Origin of the sequence: Variovorax sp. N23, assembly GCF_025486315.1 — a bacterium.
In the GTDB taxonomy this organism is placed as follows: domain Bacteria; phylum Pseudomonadota; class Gammaproteobacteria; order Burkholderiales; family Burkholderiaceae_C; genus Variovorax.
This window is the reverse complement of the sequence record NZ_JAOOPY010000017.1, coordinates 14,154-38,313: the sequence shown is the minus strand read 5'-3', so window position 1 is coordinate 38,313 and position 24,160 is coordinate 14,154. Positions and strand designations below refer to the sequence as shown.

At 68.2% G+C, this 24,160-nt stretch carries 24 protein-coding genes; 9 read left to right on the top strand and 15 right to left on the bottom strand.

Going from position 1 to position 24,160, the window contains the following annotated elements:
- Positions 1–4 precede the first annotated feature (4 nt).
- The 3 genes from glgC to N8A90_RS21470 are packed head-to-tail and all read left to right on the top strand — an operon-like array spanning position 5 to position 5,290.
- Positions 5–1,309 carry a glucose-1-phosphate adenylyltransferase gene (gene glgC / locus N8A90_RS21480; RefSeq protein ID WP_262077187.1) on the top strand — a complete coding sequence of 435 codons (1,305 nt, stop codon included), beginning with the start codon at positions 5–7 and terminating at the stop codon, positions 1,307–1,309.
- Positions 1,309–2,778 (top strand): glycogen synthase GlgA, encoded by a 1,470-nt coding sequence (gene glgA / locus N8A90_RS21475; RefSeq protein ID WP_262077186.1) that lies wholly within the window; start codon positions 1,309–1,311, stop codon positions 2,776–2,778. Before glgC ends, glgA begins: the two co-directional genes overlap by 1 nt.
- A 31-nt stretch (positions 2,779–2,809) precedes the next feature.
- Positions 2,810–5,290, top strand: a complete 2,481-nt coding sequence (locus tag N8A90_RS21470; protein WP_262077184.1) for a glycogen/starch/alpha-glucan phosphorylase — start codon at positions 2,810–2,812, stop codon at positions 5,288–5,290.
- Here N8A90_RS21470 and N8A90_RS21465 read toward each other — a convergent pair.
- The 4 genes from N8A90_RS21465 to N8A90_RS21450 form a co-directional block, all read right to left on the bottom strand.
- Positions 5,287–5,745 (bottom strand): ExbD/TolR family protein, encoded by a 459-nt coding sequence (locus N8A90_RS21465; protein ID WP_262077182.1) that lies wholly within the window; start codon positions 5,743–5,745, stop codon positions 5,287–5,289. The two genes, N8A90_RS21470 and N8A90_RS21465, sit on opposite strands and share 4 nt — an antisense overlap.
- Before the next feature lie 13 nt (positions 5,746–5,758).
- Positions 5,759–6,451: a MotA/TolQ/ExbB proton channel family protein gene (locus N8A90_RS21460; protein WP_262077179.1), complete on the bottom strand. Its 693-nt coding sequence runs from the start codon at positions 6,449–6,451 to the stop codon at positions 5,759–5,761.
- Between the two features lie 13 nt (positions 6,452–6,464).
- A complete protein-coding gene (gene dapB, locus N8A90_RS21455; RefSeq protein ID WP_410087729.1) occupies positions 6,465–7,265 on the bottom strand; it encodes a 4-hydroxy-tetrahydrodipicolinate reductase in 801 nt (266 codons plus the stop codon).
- Between the two features lie 89 nt (positions 7,266–7,354).
- Positions 7,355–7,909 carry an outer membrane protein assembly factor BamE gene (locus N8A90_RS21450; protein WP_262077175.1) on the bottom strand — a complete coding sequence of 185 codons (555 nt, stop codon included), beginning with the start codon at positions 7,907–7,909 and terminating at the stop codon, positions 7,355–7,357.
- Positions 7,910–7,996: 87 nt separating this feature from the next.
- Between N8A90_RS21450 and fur the strand changes: the two genes are divergently transcribed.
- Positions 7,997–8,416 carry a ferric iron uptake transcriptional regulator gene (gene fur, locus N8A90_RS21445; protein WP_262077173.1) on the top strand — a complete coding sequence of 140 codons (420 nt, stop codon included), beginning with the start codon at positions 7,997–7,999 and terminating at the stop codon, positions 8,414–8,416.
- Positions 8,417–8,425: 9 nt separating this feature from the next.
- Here the strand turns inward: fur and hprK are convergent, their stop codons facing one another.
- The 4 genes from hprK to N8A90_RS21425 form a co-directional block, all read right to left on the bottom strand.
- Positions 8,426–9,382 (bottom strand): HPr(Ser) kinase/phosphatase, encoded by a 957-nt coding sequence (gene hprK, locus N8A90_RS21440; RefSeq protein ID WP_262077171.1) that lies wholly within the window; start codon positions 9,380–9,382, stop codon positions 8,426–8,428.
- A 22-nt stretch (positions 9,383–9,404) separates the two neighbouring features.
- Positions 9,405–9,872 (bottom strand): PTS sugar transporter subunit IIA, encoded by a 468-nt coding sequence (locus N8A90_RS21435; protein WP_262077169.1) that lies wholly within the window; start codon positions 9,870–9,872, stop codon positions 9,405–9,407.
- 93 nt (positions 9,873–9,965) lie between these two features.
- A complete protein-coding gene (gene hpf, locus N8A90_RS21430) occupies positions 9,966–10,295 on the bottom strand; it encodes a ribosome hibernation-promoting factor, HPF/YfiA family (RefSeq protein WP_262077167.1) in 330 nt (109 codons plus the stop codon).
- A 300-nt stretch (positions 10,296–10,595) separates the two neighbouring features.
- Entirely contained in the window at positions 10,596–12,716 is a 2,121-nt protein-coding gene (locus tag N8A90_RS21425) for an ATP-dependent helicase (RefSeq protein WP_262077165.1), read from the bottom strand.
- A gap of 216 nt (positions 12,717–12,932) precedes the next feature.
- Between N8A90_RS21425 and N8A90_RS21420 the strand changes: the two genes are divergently transcribed.
- On the top strand, positions 12,933–13,922 hold the full coding sequence (locus N8A90_RS21420) for a magnesium and cobalt transport protein CorA (protein WP_262077163.1): 990 nt from the start codon (positions 12,933–12,935) through the stop codon (positions 13,920–13,922).
- Between the two features lie 18 nt (positions 13,923–13,940).
- Here N8A90_RS21420 and N8A90_RS21415 read toward each other — a convergent pair whose 3' ends face one another.
- From N8A90_RS21415 to bamE, 6 genes are all read right to left on the bottom strand, one after another.
- Positions 13,941–14,681 carry a 5'-methylthioadenosine/adenosylhomocysteine nucleosidase gene (locus tag N8A90_RS21415; RefSeq protein WP_410087727.1) on the bottom strand — a complete coding sequence of 247 codons (741 nt, stop codon included), beginning with the start codon at positions 14,679–14,681 and terminating at the stop codon, positions 13,941–13,943.
- A complete protein-coding gene (locus tag N8A90_RS21410) occupies positions 14,678–16,357 on the bottom strand; it encodes a long-chain-fatty-acid--CoA ligase (protein WP_262077161.1) in 1,680 nt (559 codons plus the stop codon). The genes N8A90_RS21415 and N8A90_RS21410 overlap by 4 nt, the downstream gene beginning before the upstream one ends.
- A gap of 79 nt (positions 16,358–16,436) precedes the next feature.
- The gene (locus tag N8A90_RS21405) at positions 16,437–17,861 is read right to left on the bottom strand and encodes an NAD(P)(+) transhydrogenase (Re/Si-specific) subunit beta (protein ID WP_262077159.1); all 1,425 of its coding nucleotides are present in this window, start codon (positions 17,859–17,861) and stop codon (positions 16,437–16,439) included.
- The gene (locus N8A90_RS21400) at positions 17,858–18,184 is read right to left on the bottom strand and encodes an NAD(P) transhydrogenase subunit alpha (RefSeq protein ID WP_262077158.1); all 327 of its coding nucleotides are present in this window, start codon (positions 18,182–18,184) and stop codon (positions 17,858–17,860) included. The genes N8A90_RS21405 and N8A90_RS21400 overlap by 4 nt, the downstream gene beginning before the upstream one ends.
- Before the next feature lie 3 nt (positions 18,185–18,187).
- Entirely contained in the window at positions 18,188–19,318 is a 1,131-nt protein-coding gene (locus N8A90_RS21395) for a Re/Si-specific NAD(P)(+) transhydrogenase subunit alpha (RefSeq protein ID WP_262077157.1), read from the bottom strand.
- Positions 19,319–19,405: 87 nt separating this feature from the next.
- A complete protein-coding gene (gene bamE, locus N8A90_RS21390; protein WP_262077325.1) occupies positions 19,406–19,852 on the bottom strand; it encodes an outer membrane protein assembly factor BamE in 447 nt (148 codons plus the stop codon).
- Between the two features lie 234 nt (positions 19,853–20,086).
- On the opposite strand from bamE, the gene N8A90_RS21385 reads away from it, so the two are divergent.
- From N8A90_RS21385 to N8A90_RS21375, 3 genes are all read left to right on the top strand, one after another.
- Positions 20,087–20,815, top strand: a complete 729-nt coding sequence (locus N8A90_RS21385; RefSeq protein ID WP_262077155.1) for a response regulator transcription factor — start codon at positions 20,087–20,089, stop codon at positions 20,813–20,815.
- Positions 20,816–20,883: 68 nt separating this feature from the next.
- Complete coding sequence (locus N8A90_RS21380) at positions 20,884–21,306, top strand: DUF4019 domain-containing protein (RefSeq protein WP_262077154.1); 423 nt, start codon at positions 20,884–20,886, stop codon at positions 21,304–21,306.
- 17 nt (positions 21,307–21,323) lie between these two features.
- Positions 21,324–21,839 carry an NUDIX hydrolase gene (locus N8A90_RS21375; RefSeq protein WP_262077153.1) on the top strand — a complete coding sequence of 172 codons (516 nt, stop codon included), beginning with the start codon at positions 21,324–21,326 and terminating at the stop codon, positions 21,837–21,839.
- A gap of 16 nt (positions 21,840–21,855) precedes the next feature.
- Here N8A90_RS21375 and mnmA read toward each other — a convergent pair whose 3' ends face one another.
- On the bottom strand, positions 21,856–22,977 hold the full coding sequence (mnmA, locus tag N8A90_RS21370; protein ID WP_262077151.1) for a tRNA 2-thiouridine(34) synthase MnmA: 1,122 nt from the start codon (positions 22,975–22,977) through the stop codon (positions 21,856–21,858).
- A 126-nt stretch (positions 22,978–23,103) separates the two neighbouring features.
- Here mnmA and N8A90_RS21365 point away from each other — a divergent pair, with 126 nt between their 5' ends.
- Positions 23,104–24,114 (top strand): Bug family tripartite tricarboxylate transporter substrate binding protein, encoded by a 1,011-nt coding sequence (locus tag N8A90_RS21365; protein ID WP_262077148.1) that lies wholly within the window; start codon positions 23,104–23,106, stop codon positions 24,112–24,114.
- The last annotated feature ends 46 nt before the right edge of the window (positions 24,115–24,160 follow it).

Below are 24,160 nucleotides of genomic sequence, written 5' to 3'. Positions count from 1 at the left end.
AGACATGTCCGACGACGCAACGACCCGGCCCCTGCAGGCCCATCAACTGGTTCGCCGCACCATCGCCGTGGTGCTGGCCGGCGGCCGGGGCTCACGCCTCAAGCAGCTCACCGACCGCCGCGCCAAGCCGGCGGTGTATTTCGGCGGCAAGTTCCGCATCATCGACTTCGCGCTGTCGAACTGCCTGAACTCCGGCATCCGGCGCATGGCGGTGGTCACGCAGTACAAGTCGCATTCGCTCATGCGGCATCTGCAGCGCGGCTGGAGCTTCCTGCGGGCCGAGCTCAACGAGATGGTCGACGTGCTGCCGGCGCAGCAGCGCACCGGCGACGAGCACTGGTACCGCGGCACGGCCGACGCGGTCTACCAGAACCTCGACATCCTGCAGACCCGGTCCACCCGGCATGACTACGTCGTGGTGCTGGCCGGCGACCACATCTACAAGATGGACTACTCGATCATGCTCATGGACCATGTCAAGAGCGGCCGGGGCTGCACCGTCGGCTGCATCGAGGTGCCCCGCATGGAAGCCACGGCCTTCGGCGTGATGGCGATCGACGCCGAGCGCAACGTCGTCGAATTCCTCGAGAAGCCGGCCGATCCGCCGGCCATGCCGGGGCACCCCGAGCTGGCGCTGGCCAGCATGGGCATCTACGTCTTCGATGCCGCGTACCTCTATCGGCTGCTGGAGGAAGACAACGCCAATCCGGCGTCGAGCCACGACTTCGGCAAGGACATCATCCCGCGCGCCGTGGCCCAGGGCCGGGCGCTGGCCCATCCCTTCGGCATGTCGTGCGTCACACGCGGTGCGCGCGGCGGCGACGCGCCGGTGTACTGGCGCGACGTGGGCACGATTGATGCATTCTGGGCGGCCAACCTCGATCTGGCGTCCATCACCCCGGAGCTCGACATCTATGACACCGACTGGCCCATCTGGACCTACCAGCGTCAGCTGCCTCCCGCCAAGTTCGTGCTCGACATCGACGGCCATCACGGCATGACGGTCAACACCATCGTCTCGGGAGGCTGCATCGTGTCCGGCTCGAAGGTGAAGGATTCGGTGCTGTTCTCCGGCGTGCGCATCCACTCCTTCTGCGACGTGCACGAGGCGGTCCTGCTGCCCGACGTCGAGGTCGGGCGGGGTGCGCGGCTGTCGAAGGTGGTGGTCGACCGCGGCTGCGTCATTCCCGCGGGCATGGTGGTCGGCGAAGACGCCGGTGCCGACGCGGCGCGCTTCGAGCGCACCGAGGCCGGCGTGGTGCTGATCACGCGCGAGATGCTCCAGCGCCTCGAGACGCCGGCCCCCTGATGCGCATCCTCCAGGTCAGCGCCGAGTTCTTCCCCCTTCTCAAGACCGGCGGGCTGGCGGATGTCGCTGGGGCGCTGCCGCTCGCCCTGGCGGCAGCCGGCCAGGACGTGCGCGTGCTGCTGCCCGGCTTCCCGTCCATCCTGGCCGGCCTCACCGACGCCGCCGCAGTGGCCGACATCGAGGCACCGTGGGGCCAGCGCGCCCGGCTGCTGTCCGGACGCATCGCCGCGCCGGGCGGCACACACGTCACGGCCTACGTGCTCGACGCGCCCGCGCTCTACGACCGGCCCGGCACGCCCTACGAAGACGCTTCGCGCCAGCCCTACGCCGACAACGCGCGCCGCTTCGCGCTGCTGGGCTGGGCCGCCGCCCGCCTGGCCCGCGGCCTCGATCCGGCCTGGCAGCCCGAGGTGGTGCACGCCCACGACTGGCACGCCGGCCTGGCGCCCGCCTACCTGGCCTTCGACGCCGCGTCGGGCGGGCGGGGCGGGCCGCGCGTCGGCAGCGTCTTCACCGTGCACAACCTGGCCTACCAGGGCGTGTTCCCGCCCTCGGACCTCGCCGGGCTCGGCCTGCCGCCCGCGGCGTTCCATGTGAACGGCCTCGAGTACCACGGCCAGATGTCGTTCATGAAGTCCGGGCTCTACTTCTCGAACCGCCTCACCACCGTGAGCCCCACCTACGCGCGGGAGATCCAGACGCCGGAACAGGGCTGCGGCCTGGACGGCCTGCTGCGCGGACGCAGCGGCGTGCTCACCGGCATCCTGAACGCGGTCGACGACGCCGTCTGGGACCCGGGCACCGACGCCCTGCTGCCGCATCCCTACGACGTGCGCCGGCCGGGCGGCAAGGCGCTGTGCAAGGCCGGCCTGCAGCAGGAACTCGGCCTGGCCACCGACCCCGACGCACCGCTCTTCGTGATGGTGAGCCGCCTGACCGAGCAGAAGGGCCAGCACCTGGTGCTCGACGGGCTCGACGCGCTGATCGCGCAGGGCGGCCAGCTCGCGCTGCTCGGTACCGGCGAGCGCTGGCTCGAGGACGCGTTCCGCGAGCGCGCCGCGGCGGCGCCGCAGTCGGTGCACACCACCATCGGTTACAACGAACGCTTCGCCCACCGGCTCTTCGGCGCCGGCGACGTGACCCTGGTGCCCTCGATGTTCGAGCCCTGCGGACTGACACAGATGTACGGCCTGAAATACGGTAGCCTGCCGCTGGTGCACCGCGTGGGCGGGCTGGCCGACACGGTGGTCGACTGCACGCTGGAAGACATCGCCGACGGCCACGCCACCGGCTTCGTCTTCGACCGCTTCGATGCCGATGGCTACGGCCGCGCGCTGCGCCGCGCCTTCGCGCTGTACCGCCGCCCCGCCGACTGGCGCCGGGTCCGGAGCACCGCGATGCGGCGGCCCGCCGATTGGCAGGCCGCCGCCGCACAGTACATCGGCGTGTACGAACAATCGCTCGCCTGACGCCCCCTTTTCACCTCACCCTCTCACCACCATGACGATCGAAGAATTCGCCTACGACCATCCCGACCGCGACGTGGCCGCGTTCAAGCGCGCGGTGGCCAACAAGCTGATCTACGCCGTCGGCAAGGACCCCGTCGCCGCCAGCCCCGACGACTGGCTCAACGCCACCGCGCTGGCCGTGCGCGACCAGCTGGTCGAGCGCTGGATGGCCACCACCCGCGCCAGCTATGCGCAGGACTTGAAGCGCGTGTACTACCTGTCGATGGAATTCCTCATCGGCCGCACCTTCACGAATGCGCTCCTGGCCCTCGAGCTGCAGGACATCGTGAAGCAGGCGCTGGCCGACTTCGGGGTCGACATCGCGGCCCTCGCCGAGCGCGAGCCCGACGCCGCGCTGGGCAACGGCGGCCTCGGCCGGCTGGCGGCCTGCTTCCTCGACTCGATGGCCACGCTCGGCGTGCCGGGCTTCGGCTACGGCATCCGCTACGAGTACGGCATGTTCCGCCAGAAGATCGTCGACGGCCAGCAGGTCGAGACGCCCGACTACTGGCTCACGCGCGGCAACCCCTGGGAATTCCAGCGGCCCGAGGTGACCTACCGTGTGCGCTTCGGCGGCCACGTGCAACGCCGCGAAGACGCCACGGCCAGCGGCGCGGCCGACTGGGTCGACACGCACGACGTGCTCGCGGTGGCCTACGACACCATCATCCCCGGCTACGGCACGCAGGCCACCAACACGCTGCGGCTGTGGTCGGCGCGCGCCACGGAAGAGATCGACCTGTCGGCCTTCAACCGCGGCAACTACATGCAGGCGGTGGAGAGCAAGAACCATTCGGAGAATGTCTCGCGCGTGCTCTACCCCGACGACTCGACCGCCTCGGGCCGCGAGCTGCGGTTGCACCAAGAGTATTTCTTCGTGAGCGCCAGCGTGCAGGACCTGCTGCGCCGCTACCTGCGCACCCATACCACCTTCGACGCGCTGCCCGACAAGGTCAGCATCCACCTGAACGACACGCACCCGGTGCTGGCCGTGCCCGAGCTGATGCGCCTGCTGCTCGACGAGCACGGCCTCGACTGGGACAGCGCCTGGGCGCACACGCAGAAGGTGTTCAGCTACACCAACCACACGCTGATGCACGAGGCACTGGAGACCTGGCCGGTCGAGATGATGGGCCGCATCCTGCCGCGCCACCTGCAGATCCTGTACGAGATGAACGCGCGCTTCCTGGCGACGGTGACGCAGAAGCTGGGCCACGACGTCGAACTGCTGCGCCGCCTGTCGCTGATCGACGAGACCGGCGAGCGCCGCGTGCGCATGGCCTACGTGGCGGTGCTGGCGAGCCACTCGATCAACGGCGTGTCGGGGCTGCACTCGGAGCTGATGAAGCAATCGATCTTCGCGGACTTCAACAAGCTCTTCCCCGAGCGCTTCAACAACAAGACCAACGGCGTCACGCCACGGCGCTGGCTGGCGCAGGCCAACCCGCCGCTCGCCGCCCTGCTCGACCAGCGCATCGGCCGCGGCTGGCGGCGCGACCTGACGCAGCTCGAGGCCCTGCGCCCGATGGCGCAGCAGGCGCCCTTCGTGCGCGCCTTCCGCCACGCCAAGCGCGAGAACAAGCTGCGCCTGGCCAACTGGATCGAGCAGAACCTGGGGCTGGTGGTCGACACTGACGCGATGTTCGACGTGCAGGTCAAGCGCATCCACGAGTACAAGCGCCAGCTGCTCAACGTGCTGCATGTGGTGTCGCGCTACCAGCGCATCGTCGCCGCGCACGAGGCCGGCCAGACCAGCGACCTGGTGCCGCGCGTGGTGGTGTTCGCCGGCAAGGCGGCCTCGGCGTACCACGCGGCCAAGCTGGTCATCCGGCTCATCAACGACGTGGCCGCGGTCGTCAACAACGACCCACGCGTTGGCAAGCTGCTGAAGGTGGTGTTCCTGCCGAACTACAGCGTGAGCCTGGCCGAGATCATCATGCCGGCGGCCGACCTGAGCGAGCAGATCTCCACCGCCGGCACCGAGGCTTCGGGCACCGGCAACATGAAGTTCGCGCTCAACGGTGCCTTGACCATCGGCACGCTCGACGGCGCCAACGTCGAGATGAAGGACAACGTCGGCGACGACAACATCTTCATCTTCGGCAACACCACGCCCCAGGTGGCGGACATCCGCGCCGGCGGCTACCAGCCGCGCACCTTCTACGAATCGAACCCGGAACTGCAGCGGGTGCTCGACGCGATCCGCGACGGCGTCTTCTCGCCCGGCGAACCATCGCGCTACCAGGGTATCTTCGACACGCTGGTGAACTGGGGCGACCAGTACCTGCTGCTGGCGGACTACGCCAGCTACGTCGCCACGCAGGCGCGCGTCGATGCGCTGTACCGCGACGCCGACGCATGGACGCGCATGGCGATCCTGAACGTGGCCGGCATGGGCGCCTTCTCGTCGGACCGGACCATCGCCGAGTACGCGCACCAGATCTGGCACACCAAGCCGGTGGCACTGGGCTAACGCGGTGCTGCGGGGGCTTCGGTCACGAAGCCGATGCGGCTGAGCCCCGCCTTGTTGGCGATGCCCATCAGCGCGACGATGCGGCCGTAGGGCACGGTCTGGTCGGCGCGCAGCTGCACCTCGGTGTCGCGGCTGGCGGCGGCGGCGCTGGCCAGGCGCGCGGCCAGTTCGTCCTCGCTCACCGGCTGGTCGTTCACGAAGACCTGGCCCTTGGCGTCGACCGCCACGCTGACGGACTTCGGCACATCGCCCGTCTTGCCGGCATCGGTGCGCGGCAGGTCGAGGCGGATCGAGCTCGCCATCAGCGGCGCCGTGATGATGAAGATCACCAGCAGCACCAGCATCACGTCGACCAGCGGCGTCACGTTGATGTCGGACATCGGCCGCTGCCCGCCGCCGCCGGTCGCGCGGCTGCCGCTGGCACCGGACCCGAGCGACGTGCGGCCGAAGCTCATGGCGTGAAGACGATCAGACCGGCAGGGGCTGCGCCGGCGGCAGCGCCACGGAGGGCGCCTCACCGAAGACGGCCAGCAGGTCGTGCGCGAAGCCTTCGAGCTCGACCTCGATGCGGCCGATGATCCGGCCGAACACGTTGTAGCCCAGCACCGCCGGGATCGCGACCGCCAGGCCGAAGGCCGTCATGATCAGCGCTTCGCCGACCGGCCCCGCCACCTTGTCGATGGTGAAGCCGCCCGCTTCGCCGGCGATGCCCGCCAGCGCACCGTGGATGCCCCACACCGTGCCGAGCAGGCCGACGAAGGGCGCCGTGGCGCCGACGGTCGCCAGCAGGATCTGGCCCGACTGCAGGCGCCGCAGCGCCGCATGCAGCGCATCGCGCAGGGTGCGCGTGAGGCGCTGGTTGCGGTCGCCCGCGTGGCCGAGCGTGGCCCCGCCTTTGTCGGCGGCCAGGGCCTTGAGCGCCACGACCGCCGGCAGCACGAGCCGCGGGCCGTCGAAGGCGCGAAGCCCTTGCTCGGCCTCGGTGATCGAAGGGGCCTGCCAGAACGCGGCGATGCTGCGCAGCACCGCGCGCGTGCCGCCGCGCAGCAACCAGGCCTTGAGCAGGATCGCGATCCAGCTCGCCACCGACATCAGCAGCAAAAGCGCCGCCACGCTGCGGCTGACGCCATCGCCCTGGGCCAGCAGCTGGACGACGTTCATGGGTGGACCGTTTTCAGCGCAGGCCGAGCACGTCGAACATGTCGAAGAGCCCGGTCTTCTGCGTGGCCAGGAAGCGCGCCGCGCGGAGGCTCCCCTGTGCATAGGTCGTGCGGCTGGCCGACTTGTGCGTGATCTCGATGCGCTCGCCGATGCCGGCGAAGAGCACCGTGTGGTCGCCGACGATGTCGCCGCCGCGGATGGCCGAGAAGCCGATCGTCGACGGGTCGCGCTCGCCGGTGATGCCCTCGCGGGCATACACGGCGCATTCCTTCAGGTCGCGGCCGAGCGCCTCGGCGATGACCTCGCCCATCTTCAGCGCGGTGCCCGAGGGCGCGTCGACCTTGTGGCGGTGATGCGCCTCGATGATCTCGATGTCGTAGCCGGTCGACAGCGCCTTGGCGGCCATCTCGAGCAGCTTGAAGGTGACGTTGACACCCACGCTCATGTTGGGGGCCATGACGATCGCGATGTCCCGGGCGATCTCGGCGATCTCGGCCTTCTGTGCGTCGCTGAAGCCCGTGGTGCCGATGACGGCCTGCACGCCCATTTCGCGGCAGACGGCGAGGTGCGCCAGTGTGCCTTCGGGGCGGGTGAAGTCGATCAACACCTGCGCGTCCTTGAGACCGGTGCGCAGGTCGGAGGCGATCGCGACGCCGCTCGTGAAGCCCAGGAACGCGGCCGCGTCGGTGCCGACCGCGGTGCTCCCGGGCACATCGAGCGCGCCGGCCAGCCGGCAGTCGTCGGCGTTGCGCACCGCTTCGATGAGCATGCGGCCCATGCGGCCGGAGGCCCCGGCGACGGCGATGCGGCGCAGGGCCGTGGAGGAGGAAGAAATGGGTTCGGTCACGCGGATTCAGCCTTCGGAGGAGAGAAACGCTCGACGCCGCCGAACGGCGGCCGCGCTCAGCGCGTGGATTCGAGCGGCGGGTAGCTGGGCGGCAGCGGAGGCAGCGGCGCCGCCGGGGCGCTGGCCGTCGCGTCCTTCTTCGGCGGATTGAATTTCTTCAACTGGTCCTCGGGCGCCTCCAGTTCCGGCACCTTGCCGCTGAAGCGGCGGGCGTCCAGACCGGCCACGAAGTCCTTTTCGCTGGGCATCTCGTCGCCGACGAAGCGCTCGAGCAGTTCGCCCTTGAAGAACAGCGTCAGCCGGCGCTGCTGCGCTTCCACGCCCTGGCGGCGGATGGTGAAGACGTAGTCCCAGCGGTCGGCATGGAACACGTCCGTCAGCAAGGAGGTGCCGAGAATCTCGCGCACCTGCTGGCGCGACATGCCCGGCTTGAGCGCGTCGACCTGCTCCTTGGAGACGAAGTTGCCCTGCACCACCTCGACCTTGTAGGGCGTCACGGCATACAGCATGCTGCGCGTGCGGTCGGTCATGTTGCCGCAGGCGCCCAGCGACAGACTCGCGAGAACGGCGGCCGCCAGCAACCACAGGCGCGTTTGGGGATTGGCAAGCATCGGGAAAAGGGGTAGCGATATGATCGACCCATTGTAGCGGCAGCCCTTTTTCGGGCCGCCGCCCACACGGCTGGCGCAGGAAAGACCATGGGCAACATCGACGAACTCAAGAACACCGGCCTCAAGGCCACGCTGCCCCGGCTGAAGATCCTCGAGATCTTCCAGGCCGGCGCCCAGCGCCACATGACGGCCGAAGATGTGTTCCGCGTGCTGCTCAACGAACACTCCGACATCGGCCTGGCCACCGTGTACCGCGTGCTCACGCAATTCGAGCAGGCCGGCATCCTGGAGCGCAGCCATTTCGAGAGCGGCAAGGCCGTCTACGAACTCAACGAAGGCACCCACCACGACCACCTGATCTGCACCTCGTGCGGCAAGGTCGAGGAGTTCTACGACGCCGAGATCGAGCGGCGCCAGCAAATGATCGCCAAGGACAAGGGCTGGATCCTGCAGGACCACGCCATGTCGCTGTACGGCCTCTGCGGCGACTGCGTCAGCCGCAGGTAGGCCGGCCGCTCAATCCGCGCCGCCGGCTTCCATCGCCTTGTGGTGCCGCGCCACGAAATCGGCGTACGTGTCGATGCCGCGCAGTTGCAGGATGGAGTTGCGCACCGCCGCCTCGACCAGCACCGCGATGTTGCGGCCGGCCACCACCTGGATGATCACCTTGCGCACCGGGATGCCCAGCACGTCCTGGGTCAGCGGCGCCGCCGGCATGCGCTCGTAGTCGCGCTCGAAGCTGTCGCGCCGCACCAGGTGCACGATCAGCTTCAGCCGCATCTTCCGGCGCACCGCCGTCTCGCCGAAGATGGCACGGATGTCGAGCAGGCCGATGCCGCGCACTTCCAGCAGGTTTTGCAGCAGCTCGGGGCACTTGCCCTCGATCGTGTTCTGGTTGATGCGAAAGAGGTCGACGGCGTCGTCGGCCACCAAGCCGTTGCCGCGCGAGATCAGCTCCAGGCCGAGCTCGCTCTTGCCCAGCCCGGATTCGCCGGTGATCATCACACCCAGGCCCAGGATGTCCATGAACACACCGTGCATCGAGGTGCGTTCGGCGAAGTGCTTCGACAGGTAGGCCCGCAGCAGGTCGATGACGTAGGCCGAACCTTCGCGCGTGGCGAAGAGCGGCAACTGGGCCCGCTCGCAGATCGACAGCAGCTCGTCCGGCGCGGCCTGCCCGTCGGCCAGCACCAGCATCGGCGGCTCCAGCGTGACGATGCGGGCGATGCGTCGGGCGCAGTCCTCGGGCGTGCCGCGGGTCAGGTAGGCGATCTCTCGCGCACCCAGGATCTGCACGCGGTAGGGATGGATGTAGTTGAGGTAGCCGACCAGGTCGGCGGCCGACTGGGCGCGGCTGATGACCTCGGCATCGAAATGGCGCTCGGAGGCGCCCAACCCGGCCAGCCACTCCCAGCGCAGCGAGCCGCGGAACTCCTCGAACATCGCGTCCGCGCTGATGACGGTCGGCTTCATGCGCGGGGGGAAGGTCGGATGTTCAGGCGACTTGCGCGGATTGCCAGCCGGCGATGAGGGCGTGCAGGGCGCTCGCATCGGTGCTCGACTTGATCTGCTCGCGCAGACTCGCGTCGCTGAGCAGTTCGGCGATTTCCGAGAGGATTTCGAGATGCTTCTGCGTGGCGGCTTCGGGCACCAGCAGGAAGATCAGCAGCACGACGGGTTGTTCGTCCGGCGCGTCGAAGCCGATGGCCTGCGCGAGTTGGAACACGGCGGCCATGGGCGACTTCAGGCCCTTGATGCGGCCGTGCGGGATCGCCACGCCGTGGCCGAGCCCGGTCGAACCCAGCCGCTCGCGCGCGAACAGGCTGTCGGTGATGAGCGCGCGGCCGAGGCCATGCAGGTTCTCGAACAGCAAGCCGGCTTCCTCGAAAGCACGTTTCTTGCTGGTGGCGTCGACGCTCACGAGGACTTGAGCGGGCGGCAGGATGGACGCGAGGCGATTCATGGTGAGGGCGGAGCGGGGGCGATTATGCACCCGCATCGCAAAAAGCAAAGGGCCACCCGGAGGTGGCCCGCAAGAGTGTTTGCCCGCGGCAGGTCACATCAGGCGCTTGGGCGCGGCGTGATGGTGGTCCTGCAGACGGTCCTTGTGGCGCACCACCTGGCGGTCGAGCTTGTCGACCAGCTCGTCGACGGCGGCATAGAGATCAGCATGGCTGGATTCCGCGAACATGTCGCTGCCCTTCACGTGGATGTTGCATTCCGCCTTCTGGCGGCCCTCCTTCTCCTTCTGCTTTTCCACCGTAAGGATCACTTTGACATCGACCACCTGATCGAAGTGCCGGGTGATCCGGTCCAACTTGGTGGTGACGTAGCTGCGCAGGGCAGGCGAAACGTCGAGGTGATGACCGCTGATCGTCAAATTCATGAATGACCTCCAGATTGACGGTTGGGAAAATGCCCAGCGCTCCGGGATTGGGGCGTGGGCGGCGAAATTCGGTGCGGGTAAGGACGTGAGAAAGAAGGGAAGGTCGGTTCACTATGCCCAAGGCCCCAGCGTATTGCAATGCCCCTGTCACATTCGCTTCGACTTCCGCTTTCATTGACCCAGATCAGCTACGAATTGCATAGCACGGGACTCAGGCGTGGCCGCCGCTGCCGTGGCCATGAACACCAAATGCCGCCTGTCGAGCAGCCCTGGTGCCGACCCTGACATGCGGTGAAAAGCTCAGCGCCAGGCCGCCCGCATCCGGGCGAGCAGGTCGATGGCCGCCGCCGGGGCCGGCACGTGCGGCGCCTGGACGGGCGGCGGTGGCCAGGTGCAGCGCTCGAAGCGGGCGGCATCGGCTTCGGTGATGAAGCGGCTGCGCCCGGCGTACAGGTGCCGGTCGCCGCGGGCCGACTGCTGCGTCACGTAGAAGCGCTGCGGCACCAGCAGGTGCAGGTGGTCCTTGGCGCGTGTCATGGCGACATAGAGCAGGCGGCGCTCTTCCTCCAGTTCCTGCGCACCCTGGGCCACGTCGGCGGGCAGGCAGCCGTCCACCACGTTCAGCACATGCACCGAGGTCCATTCCTGGCCCTTGGCCGAATGGATGGTCGAGAGGATGAGGTAGTCCTCGTCGAGCAGCGGCGGGCCAGGGCGGTCGCTGGTGGCCTCGGGCGGGTCGAGCGTGAGTTCGGTGAGGAAGCGCTCGCGCGAGGCGTAGCCGGCGGCCAGGCGCGCGAGTTGCTCCACGTCACCGCGCCGCACGCCAGCATCGTCGTGCAGCCGCTCCAGGTGCGGGAGATACCAGTCCAGCGCGAGTTGCATGTCGGCCGGCCATTCGAGCGCCGGCGCGCGCAGCGCGGCATAGGTGTCGGCGAAACGCGCCCACTCGACCTGCGCCGACGCCGGCGGCACGAAATCCTGCACCGCGGCGGCCGGGTCGGCAGCCGTGTCCATCGCATCGAGCAGCCGCGTCGCCGTGGCCGGGCCGATGCCGGGAATGAGCTGCGTCACGCGGAAGCCGGCCATGCGACCGCGCGGGTTCTGCGCGAAGCGCAGCACGGCGAGCAGATCCTTCACATGCGAGGCCTCGAGAAACTTGAGGCCGCCGTACTTGACGAAGGGGATGTTGCGGCGCGCCAGCTCGAGCTCGAGCGCGGCGCTGTGGTACGAGGTGCGGAACAGCACCGCCTGCGACTTGAGGGCCAGCCCGCCCTCGCGGTGCGCGAGCACGCGGTCGGCCACCCATTGCGCCTGCTGCGCCTCGTCGGGCACCAGCACCAGCTGGGGCCGGCCGGCGGACGGCTTGTCGGTCCAGAGTGTCTTGGCGTGCCGCTCGGCGGCCGCGGCGATGACCGCGTTGGAGACGTCGAGGATCGGCTGCGTCGAGCGGTAGTTGCGCTCCAGCGCCACGACGCGCGCCGGCTCGCCGAACTGCGTCGGGAAGTCGAGGATGTTGCGCACGGTGGCACCGCGGAAGGCATAGATCGACTGCGCGTCGTCGCCGACCACGGTCAGCCCGCGCCCGTCGGGCTTGAGCGCCAGCAGGATCGCGGCCTGCAGCCGGTTGGTGTCCTGGTACTCGTCGACCAGCACGTGGTCGAAGCGCGCCCCCAACTGCGCCGCGAACACCGGCTCGGCCACCATGCCGGCCCAGTACAGCAGCAGGTCGTCGTAGTCGAGCACATGCTGCTGTTGCTTGGCCTCGACGTAGGCGGCGAACAGGCGCTTGAGCTCGCTTTCCCATTCGGCGCACCAGGGGAAGGCCTGGGCCAGCACCTCGGCCAGCGGCGCGCAGGTGTTGACGGTGCGCGAGTAGATCGACACGCAGGTCCCCTTGCGCGGGAATCGCCTGGTCGTCGCCGACAGGCCGAGGTCGTGGCGCACCAGGCCCATCAGGTCTTCCGCGTCGCCGCGGTCGTGGATGGTGAAGTTCTCGTCGAGACCGATCTGCGCCGCGTACTCGCGCAGCAGCCGGGCCCCGACGCCGTGGAAGGTGCCGGCCCAGGGCAGGGCCGGTGCTGCCTCGGACCGCAGGCCGAGCACCTGCGCGGCGACCTGGCCGGCGCGCCGCGCCATCTCCTGGGCCGCCCGGCGCGAGAAGGTGAGCAGCAGGATGCGCTGCGGATCGGCGCCCTGCGCGATGAGGTTGGCCACGCGGTGCGCCAGCGTGCTGGTCTTGCCCGACCCGGCGCCGGCGATCACCAGCAGCGGCCGCACATCGCCGAGCGCCGCACCGACGCCATGCTCGACGGCAGCGCGCTGCGCGTCGTTGAGCGTGGCCAGCGCAGCGGCCAGGCGCTCGGCCTGGGTGGTCTGCGACGCGGCCGGGCGCGGCAGGGAGGCGGTATCGGAAGGCGGCATCGGAGCCCGCACTGTACTGGATGTCCATCCAGCCGCAAAGCCGATGGCGCCATGCTGCAGTGCCATAATCGCGCCTCGCTGCAACCCCGGAGATTTGGCATGGACAGCTATCCGTCTCGGCAGCTTTCAACTCCCTTCTGAGCGTCGTTGGCGAGGGTCTTGAAAGCGCCACCTTCCCGCCGCCAACCGCAAGACCCCATTCCCCGGGAGTGAGCCATGCTCAACATCTTCACGCTCGCCAACGGCCGCCTCGTCCAGGAAGAGATCGAGGCGCTCGAAGAGCTTTCGCAATACCAGCCCATCTGGGTCGACCTCGAATCGCCGACGGTCGAGGAGAAGCGCTGGGTCAAGCAGTACTACGGCCTGTCCATCCCCGAGGATGCGATGGACGAGGACATCGAGGAGTCCGCCCGCTTCTATGAAGAAGACAACGGCGAACTGCACATCCGCAGCGACTTTCTGATCGACGAGGAAGAGAACCCGCGCTCGGTGCGCGTGGCCTTCATCCTGAATCAGCACAACGCCGAACTGCGCAGCCGCGGCGTGCTGTTCTCCATCCATGACGAGGACATCCCGGTGTTCCGCCTGCTGCGCATGCGTGCACGGCGCGCGCCAGGCCTCATCGAGGATGCGAAGGAAGTCCTGCTGAAGCTGTTCGACGCCGACGCCGAATACTCGGCCGACACGCTGGAGAACATCTACGACGAGCTCGAGATCGCCGGCAAGAAGGTGCTCGAAGGCAACGTCAGCGACGAACTGGCCGGCGAGGTGCTGGGCGCCATCGCGCGCCAGGAAGACTTGAACGGCCGCATCCGCCGCAACGTGATGGACACGCGCCGCGCCGTGAGCTTCATGATGCGCAGCCGCATGCTCAACGCCGAGCAGTTCGAGGAGGCGCGGCAGATCCTGCGCGACATCGAATCACTCGACAACCACACGGCCTTCCTGTTCGACAAGATCAACTTTCTGATGGATGCGACCGTCGGTTTCATCAACATCAACCAGAACAAGACCATCAAGATCTTCTCGGTGGCCAGCGTGGCGCTGCTGCCGCCGACGCTGATCGCCAGCATCTACGGGATGAACATGAACATCCCGGAAGTGCAGGCACTGGGCAACGGCGCCTACATCTATGTGCTGGTGCTGATGGCCGCGAGCGCGCTCGGACCCATGTGGTACTTCCGCCGCCGCGGATGGCTGAAGTAGCCCCAGCCTGACGGCAGTTCAGCCCTTGGGCAGACTGCGCAGCAGTGTCTCGATGATGGCCGCCGAATACGGACTGGCGACCGTGCGGATGAATTGCAGGAAGTCGCCATGCGCGGCGTCGTCCGCGCGGTCGGAGATGGTGCGCACCGCGGCGAAAGGCAGGCCGAAGTCGTGGCACACCTGGGCGAAGGCCGCGCCTTCCATGTCCACCGCCAAAGCATGGGGCAACTCGGTCTGCAGCGCGCGGGCTTCCGCCGTGGTGGAGACGAAGCGGTCGCCGCTGATGACCAGGCCCTGATGCACGCGCGCCTGCGGCAGCGCGCTGCGCGCCGCCTCGCACAGCGCCGCGGCCAGGCTTGCATCGGCCGCGAAGCGGCTGCGTCCGTAGAGCGGCACCTCGTGGCGCGGGAAGATCGGCGAGGCGTCCATGTCGTGCTGCAGGAACTCGCTGGCCACCACCACGTCGCCCACCTGCACGCCGTGTCCCAGTCCGCCGGCCACGCCCGTGAAGACGACACGGCCGACCTCGAAGCGCTCGGCCAGCACGGCGGCCGTGGTGGCCGCGGCCACCTTGCCGATGCGCGCAAGCACCGCGACGACCTCGTGGCCGTGCAGATGCCCCTGCCAGAACTCGCGGCCCGCCACCACGACCTTGCGCTCGTCGGGCATGAGGTCGAGCACCGCCGCCAGCTCCTCGTGCATGGCCGCGACGATCGCGAGGGGCGCGATGGACGCGTCCACGCGCACCACGGCGCTCACTTCTTCGCGTCGCGCAGTTCGCGTCGCAGGATCTTGCCGACCGGCGTCTTGGGCATGTCGGTGCGGAACTCGATCACCTTCGGCCGCTTGTAGCCGGTGAGGTTGTCGCGGCAGAAATCGCGCACCTGTTCCTCGGTCAGGGCCGGGTCCTTCTTGACGATGACGAGCTTGACGGCCTCGCCAGTCTTGTCGTCGGCCACGCCGACCGCGGCGCATTCGAGCACGCCCGGCATCATGGCTGCCACGTCCTCGATCTCGTTCGGGTACACGTTGAAACCGGACACCAGGATCATGTCCTTCTTGCGGTCGACGATCTTGAAGAAGCCCCGATCGTCGACGACGCCGATGTCACCCGTCTTGAACCAGCCGTCGGCAGTCATCACCTTCGCCGTCTCGTCGGGCCGTTGCCAGTAGCCGGCCATCACCTGCGGGCCCTTGATCGCGATCTCGCCCGGCTGCCCCGGCGCGACCGGCTGGCCGGCGTCGTCGAGCAGTGTCATGTACGTGCTCGGGATGGGCACGCCGATGGTGCCGGTGTATGCGGTGCTCGTGGTCGGGTTGCAGCTCACCGAAGGCGAGGTCTCCGACAGGCCATAGCCCTCGCAGATCGGGCAACCGGTCTTCTCGAGCCAGAGTTTGGCCACGGCCGCCTGCACCGCCATGCCGCCGCCGACGGAGACCTTCAGGTTCTTCCAGTTGACGGTGCCGAAGTCCGGGTGGTTCGCGAGGCCGTTGAAGAGCGTGTTGACCGCCGGGAAGCTGTGGAAGGTGTGCTTCGACAGTTCCTTCAGCGTGGCCGCCAGGTCGCGCGGATTGGGGATGAGGATCACCTTCCCGCCGGTGCGCAGCCCCAGCATCATGTTCACCGTGAAAGCGAAGATGTGATAGAGCGGCAGCGCGCACACGCTGGTGGGCTGCTCGCCGGCCGGCACCTTCTGCATGACCGGGTCGTTCCAGGCCTCGGACTGCAGCACGTTGGCGATGATGTTCCGGTGCAGCAGCACCGCGCCCTTGGACACGCCGGTGGTGCCGCCGGTGTACTGCAGCACCGCGACGTCGTCGGGGCCGATGGTCGGCGCCTTCAGACCGCGCGCCGCGCCCTCGCCCAGCGCCGCGTTGAAGCGGACCGCCTGCGGCAGTTCATAGGCCGGCACCAGCTTCTTGACCTTGCGCACGACGTAATTGACGATCGTGCCCTTCAGCAGCCCCAGCCGGTCGCCCATCGCGCCCAGCACGATGTGCTTGATCGGCGTCGACGCCAGGCAATGCTGCAGCGTCGCGGCGAAGTTCTCCATGATGACGATGGTCTTCGCGCCGCTGTCCTGCAACTGGTGATCGAGTTCGCGCGGCGTGTAGAGCGGGTTGACGTTGACCAGGATCAGCCCCGCCCGCAGGATGCCTGCGACCGCGATCGGGTACTGCGGGCAGTTGGGCATCATCACCGCGACCCGGTCCCCCTTGACCAGCCCCAGGCCCTGCAGGTAGCCGGCGAAGGCGCGGCTGTGGCGGTCGACGCTGGCGTAGCGCACGTCCTTGCCCATGAAGCTGTAGGCGGTCCGGTCGGCGTACTTCGTGAAGCTCTCGTCCATCAGCCCGACCAGCGAGCTGTACTGCGAAGGATCGATGTCGGCCGGGACACCCGGCGGATAGCTGCCGAGCCAGGGGCGATCGGTCATGGTTCTATGTCTCCACGTCAGAAAAAAATGGGGCGCGACACCACCGCGCGCGAGGCCGCTCTTGGCGCGCGGCGCATTGCTACTCGATGGCCTTGCCCATGTCCTCGACCACCTTCTTGGCGTCGCCGAAGACCATCATGGTCTTGTCCATGTAGAAGAGTTCGTTGTCCAGGCCCGCATAGCCCGCGGCCATGGAGCGCTTGTTCACGATCACCGTCTTGGCCTTGTAGGCCTCCAGGATCGGCATGCCGTAGATCGGGCTGCCCTTGGTGTGCGCGGCCGGGTTCACCACATCGTTGGCCCCCAGGATGATCGCCACGTCGACCTGACCGAACTCGCCGTTGATGTCCTCCATCTCGAAGACCTGGTCGTAGGGCACCTCGGCCTCGGCCAGCAGCACGTTCATGTGGCCCGGCATGCGGCCGGCCACGGGGTGGATCGCGTACTTGACCGTGATCCCCTTCTCGGTGAGCTTGGCGGCGAGTTCCTTCACCGCATGCTGCGCGCGCGCCACCGCCAGGCCATAGCCCGGCACGATGACGACCGTCTCGGCGTTGCTCAGCACGAAGGCCGCATCGTCGGCGCTGCCGCTCTTGACGGGGCGCTGCACGGCGCCGCCGGCCGCCGACGCAGTCGCCTCGCCCCCGAAGCCGCCCAGGATCACATTGAAGAACGAGCGGTTCATCGCCTTGCACATGATGTAGCTCAGGATCGCCCCCGAGCTGCCCACCAGCGAGCCCGCGATGATCAGCATCGCATTGTTCAGGCTGAAGCCGATGCCCGCGGCCGCCCAGCCCGAGTAGCTGTTGAGCATCGACACCACCACCGGCATGTCGGCGCCGCCGATCGGGATGATGAGCAGCACGCCGAGCGCGAAGCCCAGCGCGATGACCAGCACGATGTCCATCCAGCTCTGCGAGTGCCAGAAGCCGAACACGAAGAACGCCGCCGCCAGGCCCAGCACCGCGTTGAGGATGTGCTGACCCTTGAACTGAACCGGCGCGCCCCGGAACAGGCGGAACTTGTACTTGCCCGAGAGCTTGCCGAACGCGATGATCGAGCCGGTGAAGGTGACCGCGCCGATGAAGGCGCCGAGCGCCAGCTCGATGCGGTTGCCGCCCGGGATCGGCTCGCCGTGCGTCGAGATGCCGAAGGCCCAGGGCTCGGCCACCGCGGCCACCGCGATGAACACCGCCGCCAGGCCGATCATGCTGTGCATGAAGGCGACCAGCTCGGGCATCTTGGTCATCTCGACGCGCCGGGCGGCGATGGTGCCGGCCGTGCCGCCCACCAGCAGGCCGAGCAGCACCCAGCCCATGCCGAGCGCCTTGCCGCCCGACAGCTGCACGATCAGCGCCGCGGTGGTCAGCACGGCGATCGCCATGCCGGCCATGCCGAAGACGTTGCCGCGGATCGAGGTGGTCGGGTGGCTCAGGCCCTTGAGCGCCTGGATGAAGCAGACCGACGCCACCAGGTACAGCAGCGTGACCAGGTTCATGCTCATGCTGCGTCTCCCTTGGTGGGCACGGGCGCCTTCTTCTCTTTCTTCTTGAACATCTCCAGCATCCGCCGGGTGACGAGAAAGCCGCCGAACACGTTGACCGCGGCCAGCGCCACGGCCAGCACGCCCATGGTCTTGCCCAGCGTGGTTTCGGTGAGCGCGGCCGCCAGCATCGCACCGACGATGACGATCGCCGAGATGGCGTTCGTGACCGCCATCAGCGGCGTGTGCAGTGCGGGCGTGACGGTCCACACCACGTGGTAGCCCACGTAGATGGCCAGCACGAAGATGATCAGGTTGATGACGGTGTGGGAGACGGGATCCATGGCCTACTTTCTTGTGACTTGACCGTCTTGGGTCATGCGGCAGGCGGCGACGATGTCGTCGTCCAGGTCGATCTTCAGGCCCCCCTCCTTCGGCAGGATGAGCTTGAGGAAGTCGAGCACGTTGCGCGCATAAAGCGACGAGGCGTCCGCCGCCACCCGTGCGGGCAGGTTGGTCTCGCCCACCAGCGTGACGCCGTGCTTGACCACGGTGCGGTCGGTCTCGGTGAGCGGGCAGTTGCCGCCGACGCCGTCCGGACCCTTGCCTGCGGCGATGTCCACGATCACCGAGCCGGGCTTCATCGACTTGACCATGTCCTCGGTGATGAGCGTGGGTGCCGCGCGGCCGGGAATGAGCGCGGTGCTGATGACCACGTCGGCCTGCGCCACGCGCTTGGCGACCTCGGCCTGTTGGCGCGCCAGCCAGCTCGCCGGCATCGGCTTGGCGTAGCCGCCGACGCCCACGGCGGCTTCCCTCTCTTCGTCGGTGTCGTAGGACACCTCGATGAACTTGCCGCCCAGCGACTCGACCTGCTCCTTGACGCTCGGGCGAACGTCGCTCGCCTCGATGACGGCACCGAGCCGCTTGGCGGTGGCGATGGCCTGCAGGCCGGCCACGCCCACGCCCAGGACGACCACGCGCGCCGCCTTCACGGTGCCGGCGGCCGTCATGAGCATCGGGAAGAAGCGCTGGTAGGCGTCGGCCGCGATCATCACGGCCTTGTAACCGGCGATGTTGGCCTGGGATGAGAGCACGTCCATGCTCTGGGCGCGGGTGGTGCGCGGCGCGGCTTCGAGCGCGAAGGCCGTGACACCGGCCGTGGCGAGCCGCTGCAGGCCGGCGGCATCGAAGGGGTTGAGCATGCCGACGACGACGGCGCCCGGCTTGAGCAGGGCCGATTCGGCGTCCGACGGCGCGCGCACCTTCAGCACGACCTCGGCGGCGAAGGCGCCCGCCGCATCGGTGATCTGTGCGCCTGCAGCCTCATAGGCGGTGTCGGTGACGCTGGCGGTCAGGCCAGCCCCCGACTGCACCACCACCGCATGCCCTTGCGCCACCAGCTTCTTCGCCGTCTCGGGCGTCACGCTCACTCGGGTCTCGCCAGCCGCTGTCTCGGCCGGAACGCCAATCAACATGGTGAATCTCCTCGGGCAGCTGCGGGCTGCGTTGTTTTTCGCGGCCGAGCTTACCCGAAGACGTTTTTCACACGGCACGCCAGGCGCTCAGCGCGCAATGCGCGCCGGCTTGGTCGGCATCAAGGTCGGTGACAGCCACTGCCCGCACTCGTCGGGCCGCCAATGGAAGCGGCGTGCGACATACGCGGCGTCGAAGATCACCTTGTAGCGGCAGGTCGTGATGCCGCCGCCGCTGTAGAAATGAAAGATGTAGTCCCACTCGCGGACGCCCGCGATGCCTTCGCTGAAATGCGGCGGTCCGAACCACTGCAGCAGATGCGACTTGCGCACGCCCGGCTCGACCTCGCGCAGAACCGCGCGGTCAGGAAAGATGCCCTCCGGCCGTGTCGCGCTCGACAGGGGCGGGAAAACCACCTGCCGGACTTCGCCATCGTCGGTCAGGCCCTCGCTCAGGCGCGTCGCGCAGCCCGGCAGCATCGCCATGGCGAACAGCGCCGCCATGGCGCCCCGACGGCGAAAAACCGTGAAAAACATGCTGCTCAACTTTCTCTCCTCGTGTCCTGCGTCAGCCGACGACGGCACTGTAAGCACGACGCCGACCCCGCGCCGGCAGGCAAGTCCCGAAAACGTAAATTTGGCACTTAATGACAATTGTTAACCATTGGGATTCCGTTCCGAGCACTAGTTGACAGTTGCAATCCTTGCCACAATGGCGACCGACGCCTCGAAGACCTAGACTCGTGACGTCACACAAGGGGGGAATAAAAAATGCGCATTGCTGCACTTGACGATGAATCGGGTCAGCTCGACCTGATCAAGGCGACGATGGAAGGCATCGGTCACGAATGCCACGGCTTTTCCGACGGCCGATCCTTGCTACGCGAACTGCGCCAGCAAACCTACGACCTGCTCATCCTCGACTGGACCCTGCCCGACGTGCAAGGCCCCGCCGTCGTGAAATGGATCCGGGAGGACCTGAACAGCCGGCTTCCGATCCTGTTCGTGACCAACCGGCGCGAGGAGGCCGACATGGTCGAGGGGCTGAGCGTCGGCGCCGACGACTTCATGGTCAAGCCGATCCGGATCGCCGAACTCGAAGCGCGGGTGCGCGCCCTGCTGCGGCGCGCCTACCCGGCCCAGCACGAGCCCGAACTCGTCTTCGGTCCATACCACTTCTTTCCGCAGTCGCGGGTGCTCAAGTTCAAGGGCGTGCCGGCCGAACTCAAGCACCGCGAATACGAGCTGGCCCTGTTTCTCTTCCAGAACCTCGGCCGCCTGCTCTCGCGCGAGCATCTGCGCGAGGCGGTCTGGGGGCTGGGCGCCGAGAGCCCGTCGCGCTCGCTCGACACCCACATCTCCCGCCTTCGCACGAAACTCGACCTTCGTCCTTCGAACGGCTTCCTGCTGTCGGCGATCTACGGCCTGGGCTACCGGCTCGAAGCAATCGAAGGCACCGACCTTTCCGGGATCCGCGGGCCCGGCAACGACCTCGCATGAGCGCCACCCAGCCTGCGGCCGACAATCAACGCCGCGGCCAACCACAAGGAATGAACGAAATGACCCGGATGATGAAACTTCTCCTGGCGGCCAGCCTGGCGGGATGGCTCGGCCTGGCGGCCGCGCAGGACGTGGAGCCCAGCGACATGGTGCGCGGCGGGCTGCAGGCGATCCAGATGGTCGACCAGGCCAAGAGCGGCGAGCTGTGGGACGGCGCCGCCGCCGGGGCCCGCAAGCGCGTCACGCGTGCCGACTTCATCGGCCAGATAAGCAAGGCGCGCGAGCCGCTGGGTGCCGCGCAGCAGCGCACCTGGGTCGCGATCAACCGGCAGGTGGTGAACGACGCCGACGCCGACCTGGCCGGCCAGTACGTCAGCGTCGAGTACGAGACGCGTTTCGCCAACAAGCCCGCCGCGATGGTGCGCGAACTGGTCAGCTTCCACCTCGACAGCGACCGGATCTGGCGCTTCAGCGGCTACGTGCTGCGCTGACCGAAGGCACGAGCGGCATGTCGGACCCGCGCTGGAAGCCCAACGTCACCGTCGCGGCGGTGATCGAACGCGACGGCCGTTATCTGCTGGTCGAAGAACACACCTCGCACGGCCTCAAGCTCAACACGCCGGCCGGCCACCTCGACCCCGGCGAATCGCCGGCCGAAGGCTGCGCCCGCGAGGCGCTGGAAGAGACGGCCCACCACTTCGTGCCCACCGCGCTGGTCGGCGTCTACATGGCGCGCTTCCAGCGGCAGCCGACGACGAGCACCGCACGGCGCGACAGCGAGCAGGACATTACCTACCTGCGCTTCGCCTTCGCGGGCACGCTCGGCGCCTTCGAGCCCGGGCGCGCGCTGGACGAGGGCATCGTGCGCACCCTGTGGATGACGCCCGAGGAGATCCGCGCCAGCGTCGAGCGCCACCGCAGCCCGCTGCTGCTGCAGTGCATCGAGGACCACCTGGGCGGCGCGAGTCACCCGCTGTCGCTGATCCACACCGACGCGTCGGTGTACGGGCCACCGGCGCGCTGAGCGGGCCGCCGCGCCGTCAGGGCACGGCCGGGGTGGCGGTCGCGATCACGCCCCCGCCGAGGCAGACCTCGCCGTCGTACAGCACGGCCGACTGGCCCGGCGTGACGGCCCATTGCGCTTCCGGAAAATCGAGCGCGAAGGTGCCGTCGGCCCCCGGGGCCAGCGTGCATGCCGCATCGGCCTGGCGGTAGCGCGACTTCGCCGCATAGGCGCCAGCGACCGGCGCCGCGCCCGCCACCCAGCTCGCGTCGTCGGCCGTCAGGGCCTTCGACAGCAGCCACGGATGCTCGTGGCCCTGCACCACCCACAGCGTGTTCGTCGCCATGTCCTTGCGCGCCACGAACCAGGGCGAATGGTCACCCGCACCGCGCTGGGCGCCGCGCGCCTTCACGCCGCCGATGCCCAGCCCTTGCCGCTGGCCGAGCGTGTAGAAGCTCAGCCCCTGGTGCTCGCCCAGCGTGCGACCACGCTCGTCCTTGATCGGGCCGGGTTCCTTGGAGATGTAGCGGTTGAGGAACTCGCGGAACGGCCGCTCGCCGATGAAGCAGATGCCGGTCGAATCCTTCTTCTTCGCATTCGGCAGACCGATCTCGTCGGCGATGCGGCGCACCTCGGTCTTGTGCAACTCGCCGACCGGGAACAGCGTCTTTCCGAGCTGCGCCTGGTTCAGGCGGTGCAGGAAGTAGCTCTGATCCTTGGCCGGGTCGAGGCCCTTGAGCAACTCGTGGCTACCGGTGGCGTCGTTCAGCCGCACCCGTGCGTAGTGGCCAGTCGCGATCTTCTCGGCCCCAAGCCGCATCGCGTGGTCGAGGAAGGCCTTGAACTTGATCTCGGCGTTGCACAGCACGTCGGGGTTAGGCGTGCGGCCGGCCTGGTATTCGCGCAGGAACTCGGCGAAGACCCGGTCCTTGTAGTCGGCCGCGAAGTTGACGTGCTCGATCTCGATGCCCAGCACGTCGGCCACGCTGGCCGCGTCGACGAAGTCGATGTTCGACGAGCAGTACTCGCTGTCGTCGTCGTCTTCCCAGTTCTTCATGAAGATGCCGACCACCTCGTGGCCCTGCTGCCGGAGCAGGTGCGCGGTGACGGCGGAGTCGACCCCGCCGCTCAGGCCGACCACGATGCGTTGCTTTTTCATAAGCCCGCCATTGTCCCCGCCTCGGCCAACCGCCGCCGGCATGCGGGAAATCCCTGATGCCGCCGGGCTGAATCGCGCAGCGGGCACTTCCACAATCCTTCCACACGCAGAACAACAGGAGCCCGCATGGCCACCCCCTCTCAACCGCAAGCCGATGCCTGCGTCTCGCGCCGCCTCGTCTGCCAGTCGATCGCGCTGCTGGCCGCCGGCGGCACCGGCGCCCTGCACGCCCAGGGCGGCTGGCCGCAGAAGCCGATCCGGCTGGTCGTGCCCTTCGCGCCGGGCGGCTCGAGCGAGGTGGTGGCGCGTTCGGTGGCGGGCGAGCTGAGCAAGCTGCTGGGCCAGAGCGTGTTCGTCGAGAACAAGCCGGGTGCGGCCGGCACCATCGCGATGCAGGACGTCGCCAAGGCCAGTGCCGACGGCTACACGCTGATCCTCGGCCACGTCGGCACGCTGGCAGTCAACCCGTACATGCTGACCCACCAGCCCTACGACGTGAACAAGGACTTCGTGCCCGTCACGCTCTTGGCCAAGGTGCCGAACGTGCTGGTGGTGCACCCCGACGTGCCGGTGAAGAACTTCAAGGAGTTCATCGCCTACGCCAAGGCCAACCCGGCCAAGCTCAACTACTCGTCGGCCGGCAACGGCAGCTCGGGCCATCTGAGCATGGAATACCTCAAGCTCACCGCCGGTTTCTTCATGACCCATATCCCCTACCGCGGCAGCGGCCCGCAGATGACCGACCTGCTGGCCGGGCGCACGCAGGTGGCGATGAACGGCCTGCCCAGCATCTCGGCCTTCATCAGGAGCGGCAAGCTGCGCGCGCTGGCGGTCGGCTCGGCCCAGCGCATCGGCGCACTGCCCGACGTGCCGACCATCGCCGAGAGCGGCTACAAGGGCTTCGAGACCTCGCAGTGGTACGGCCTGCTGGCCCCGGCCGGCACACCGGCGCCGGTCGTGAAGCGGCTGCAGGAAGAAAGCCTCAAGGCGCTGCGCACCGGCCCGGTGACCGAGCGCTTCGCGCACGACTCCGCGCAAGGCGTGGGCGACACGCCCGAGCAGTTCGGCGCCTTCATCGCCGCGCAGCAGAAGATCTGGAAGGAGATCGTGGTGAAGGCCAGCATCAAGCCCGACTGATCCACGCGCGACACGGCAGGCCACGTCTGCCGTGTCGACTGCAACA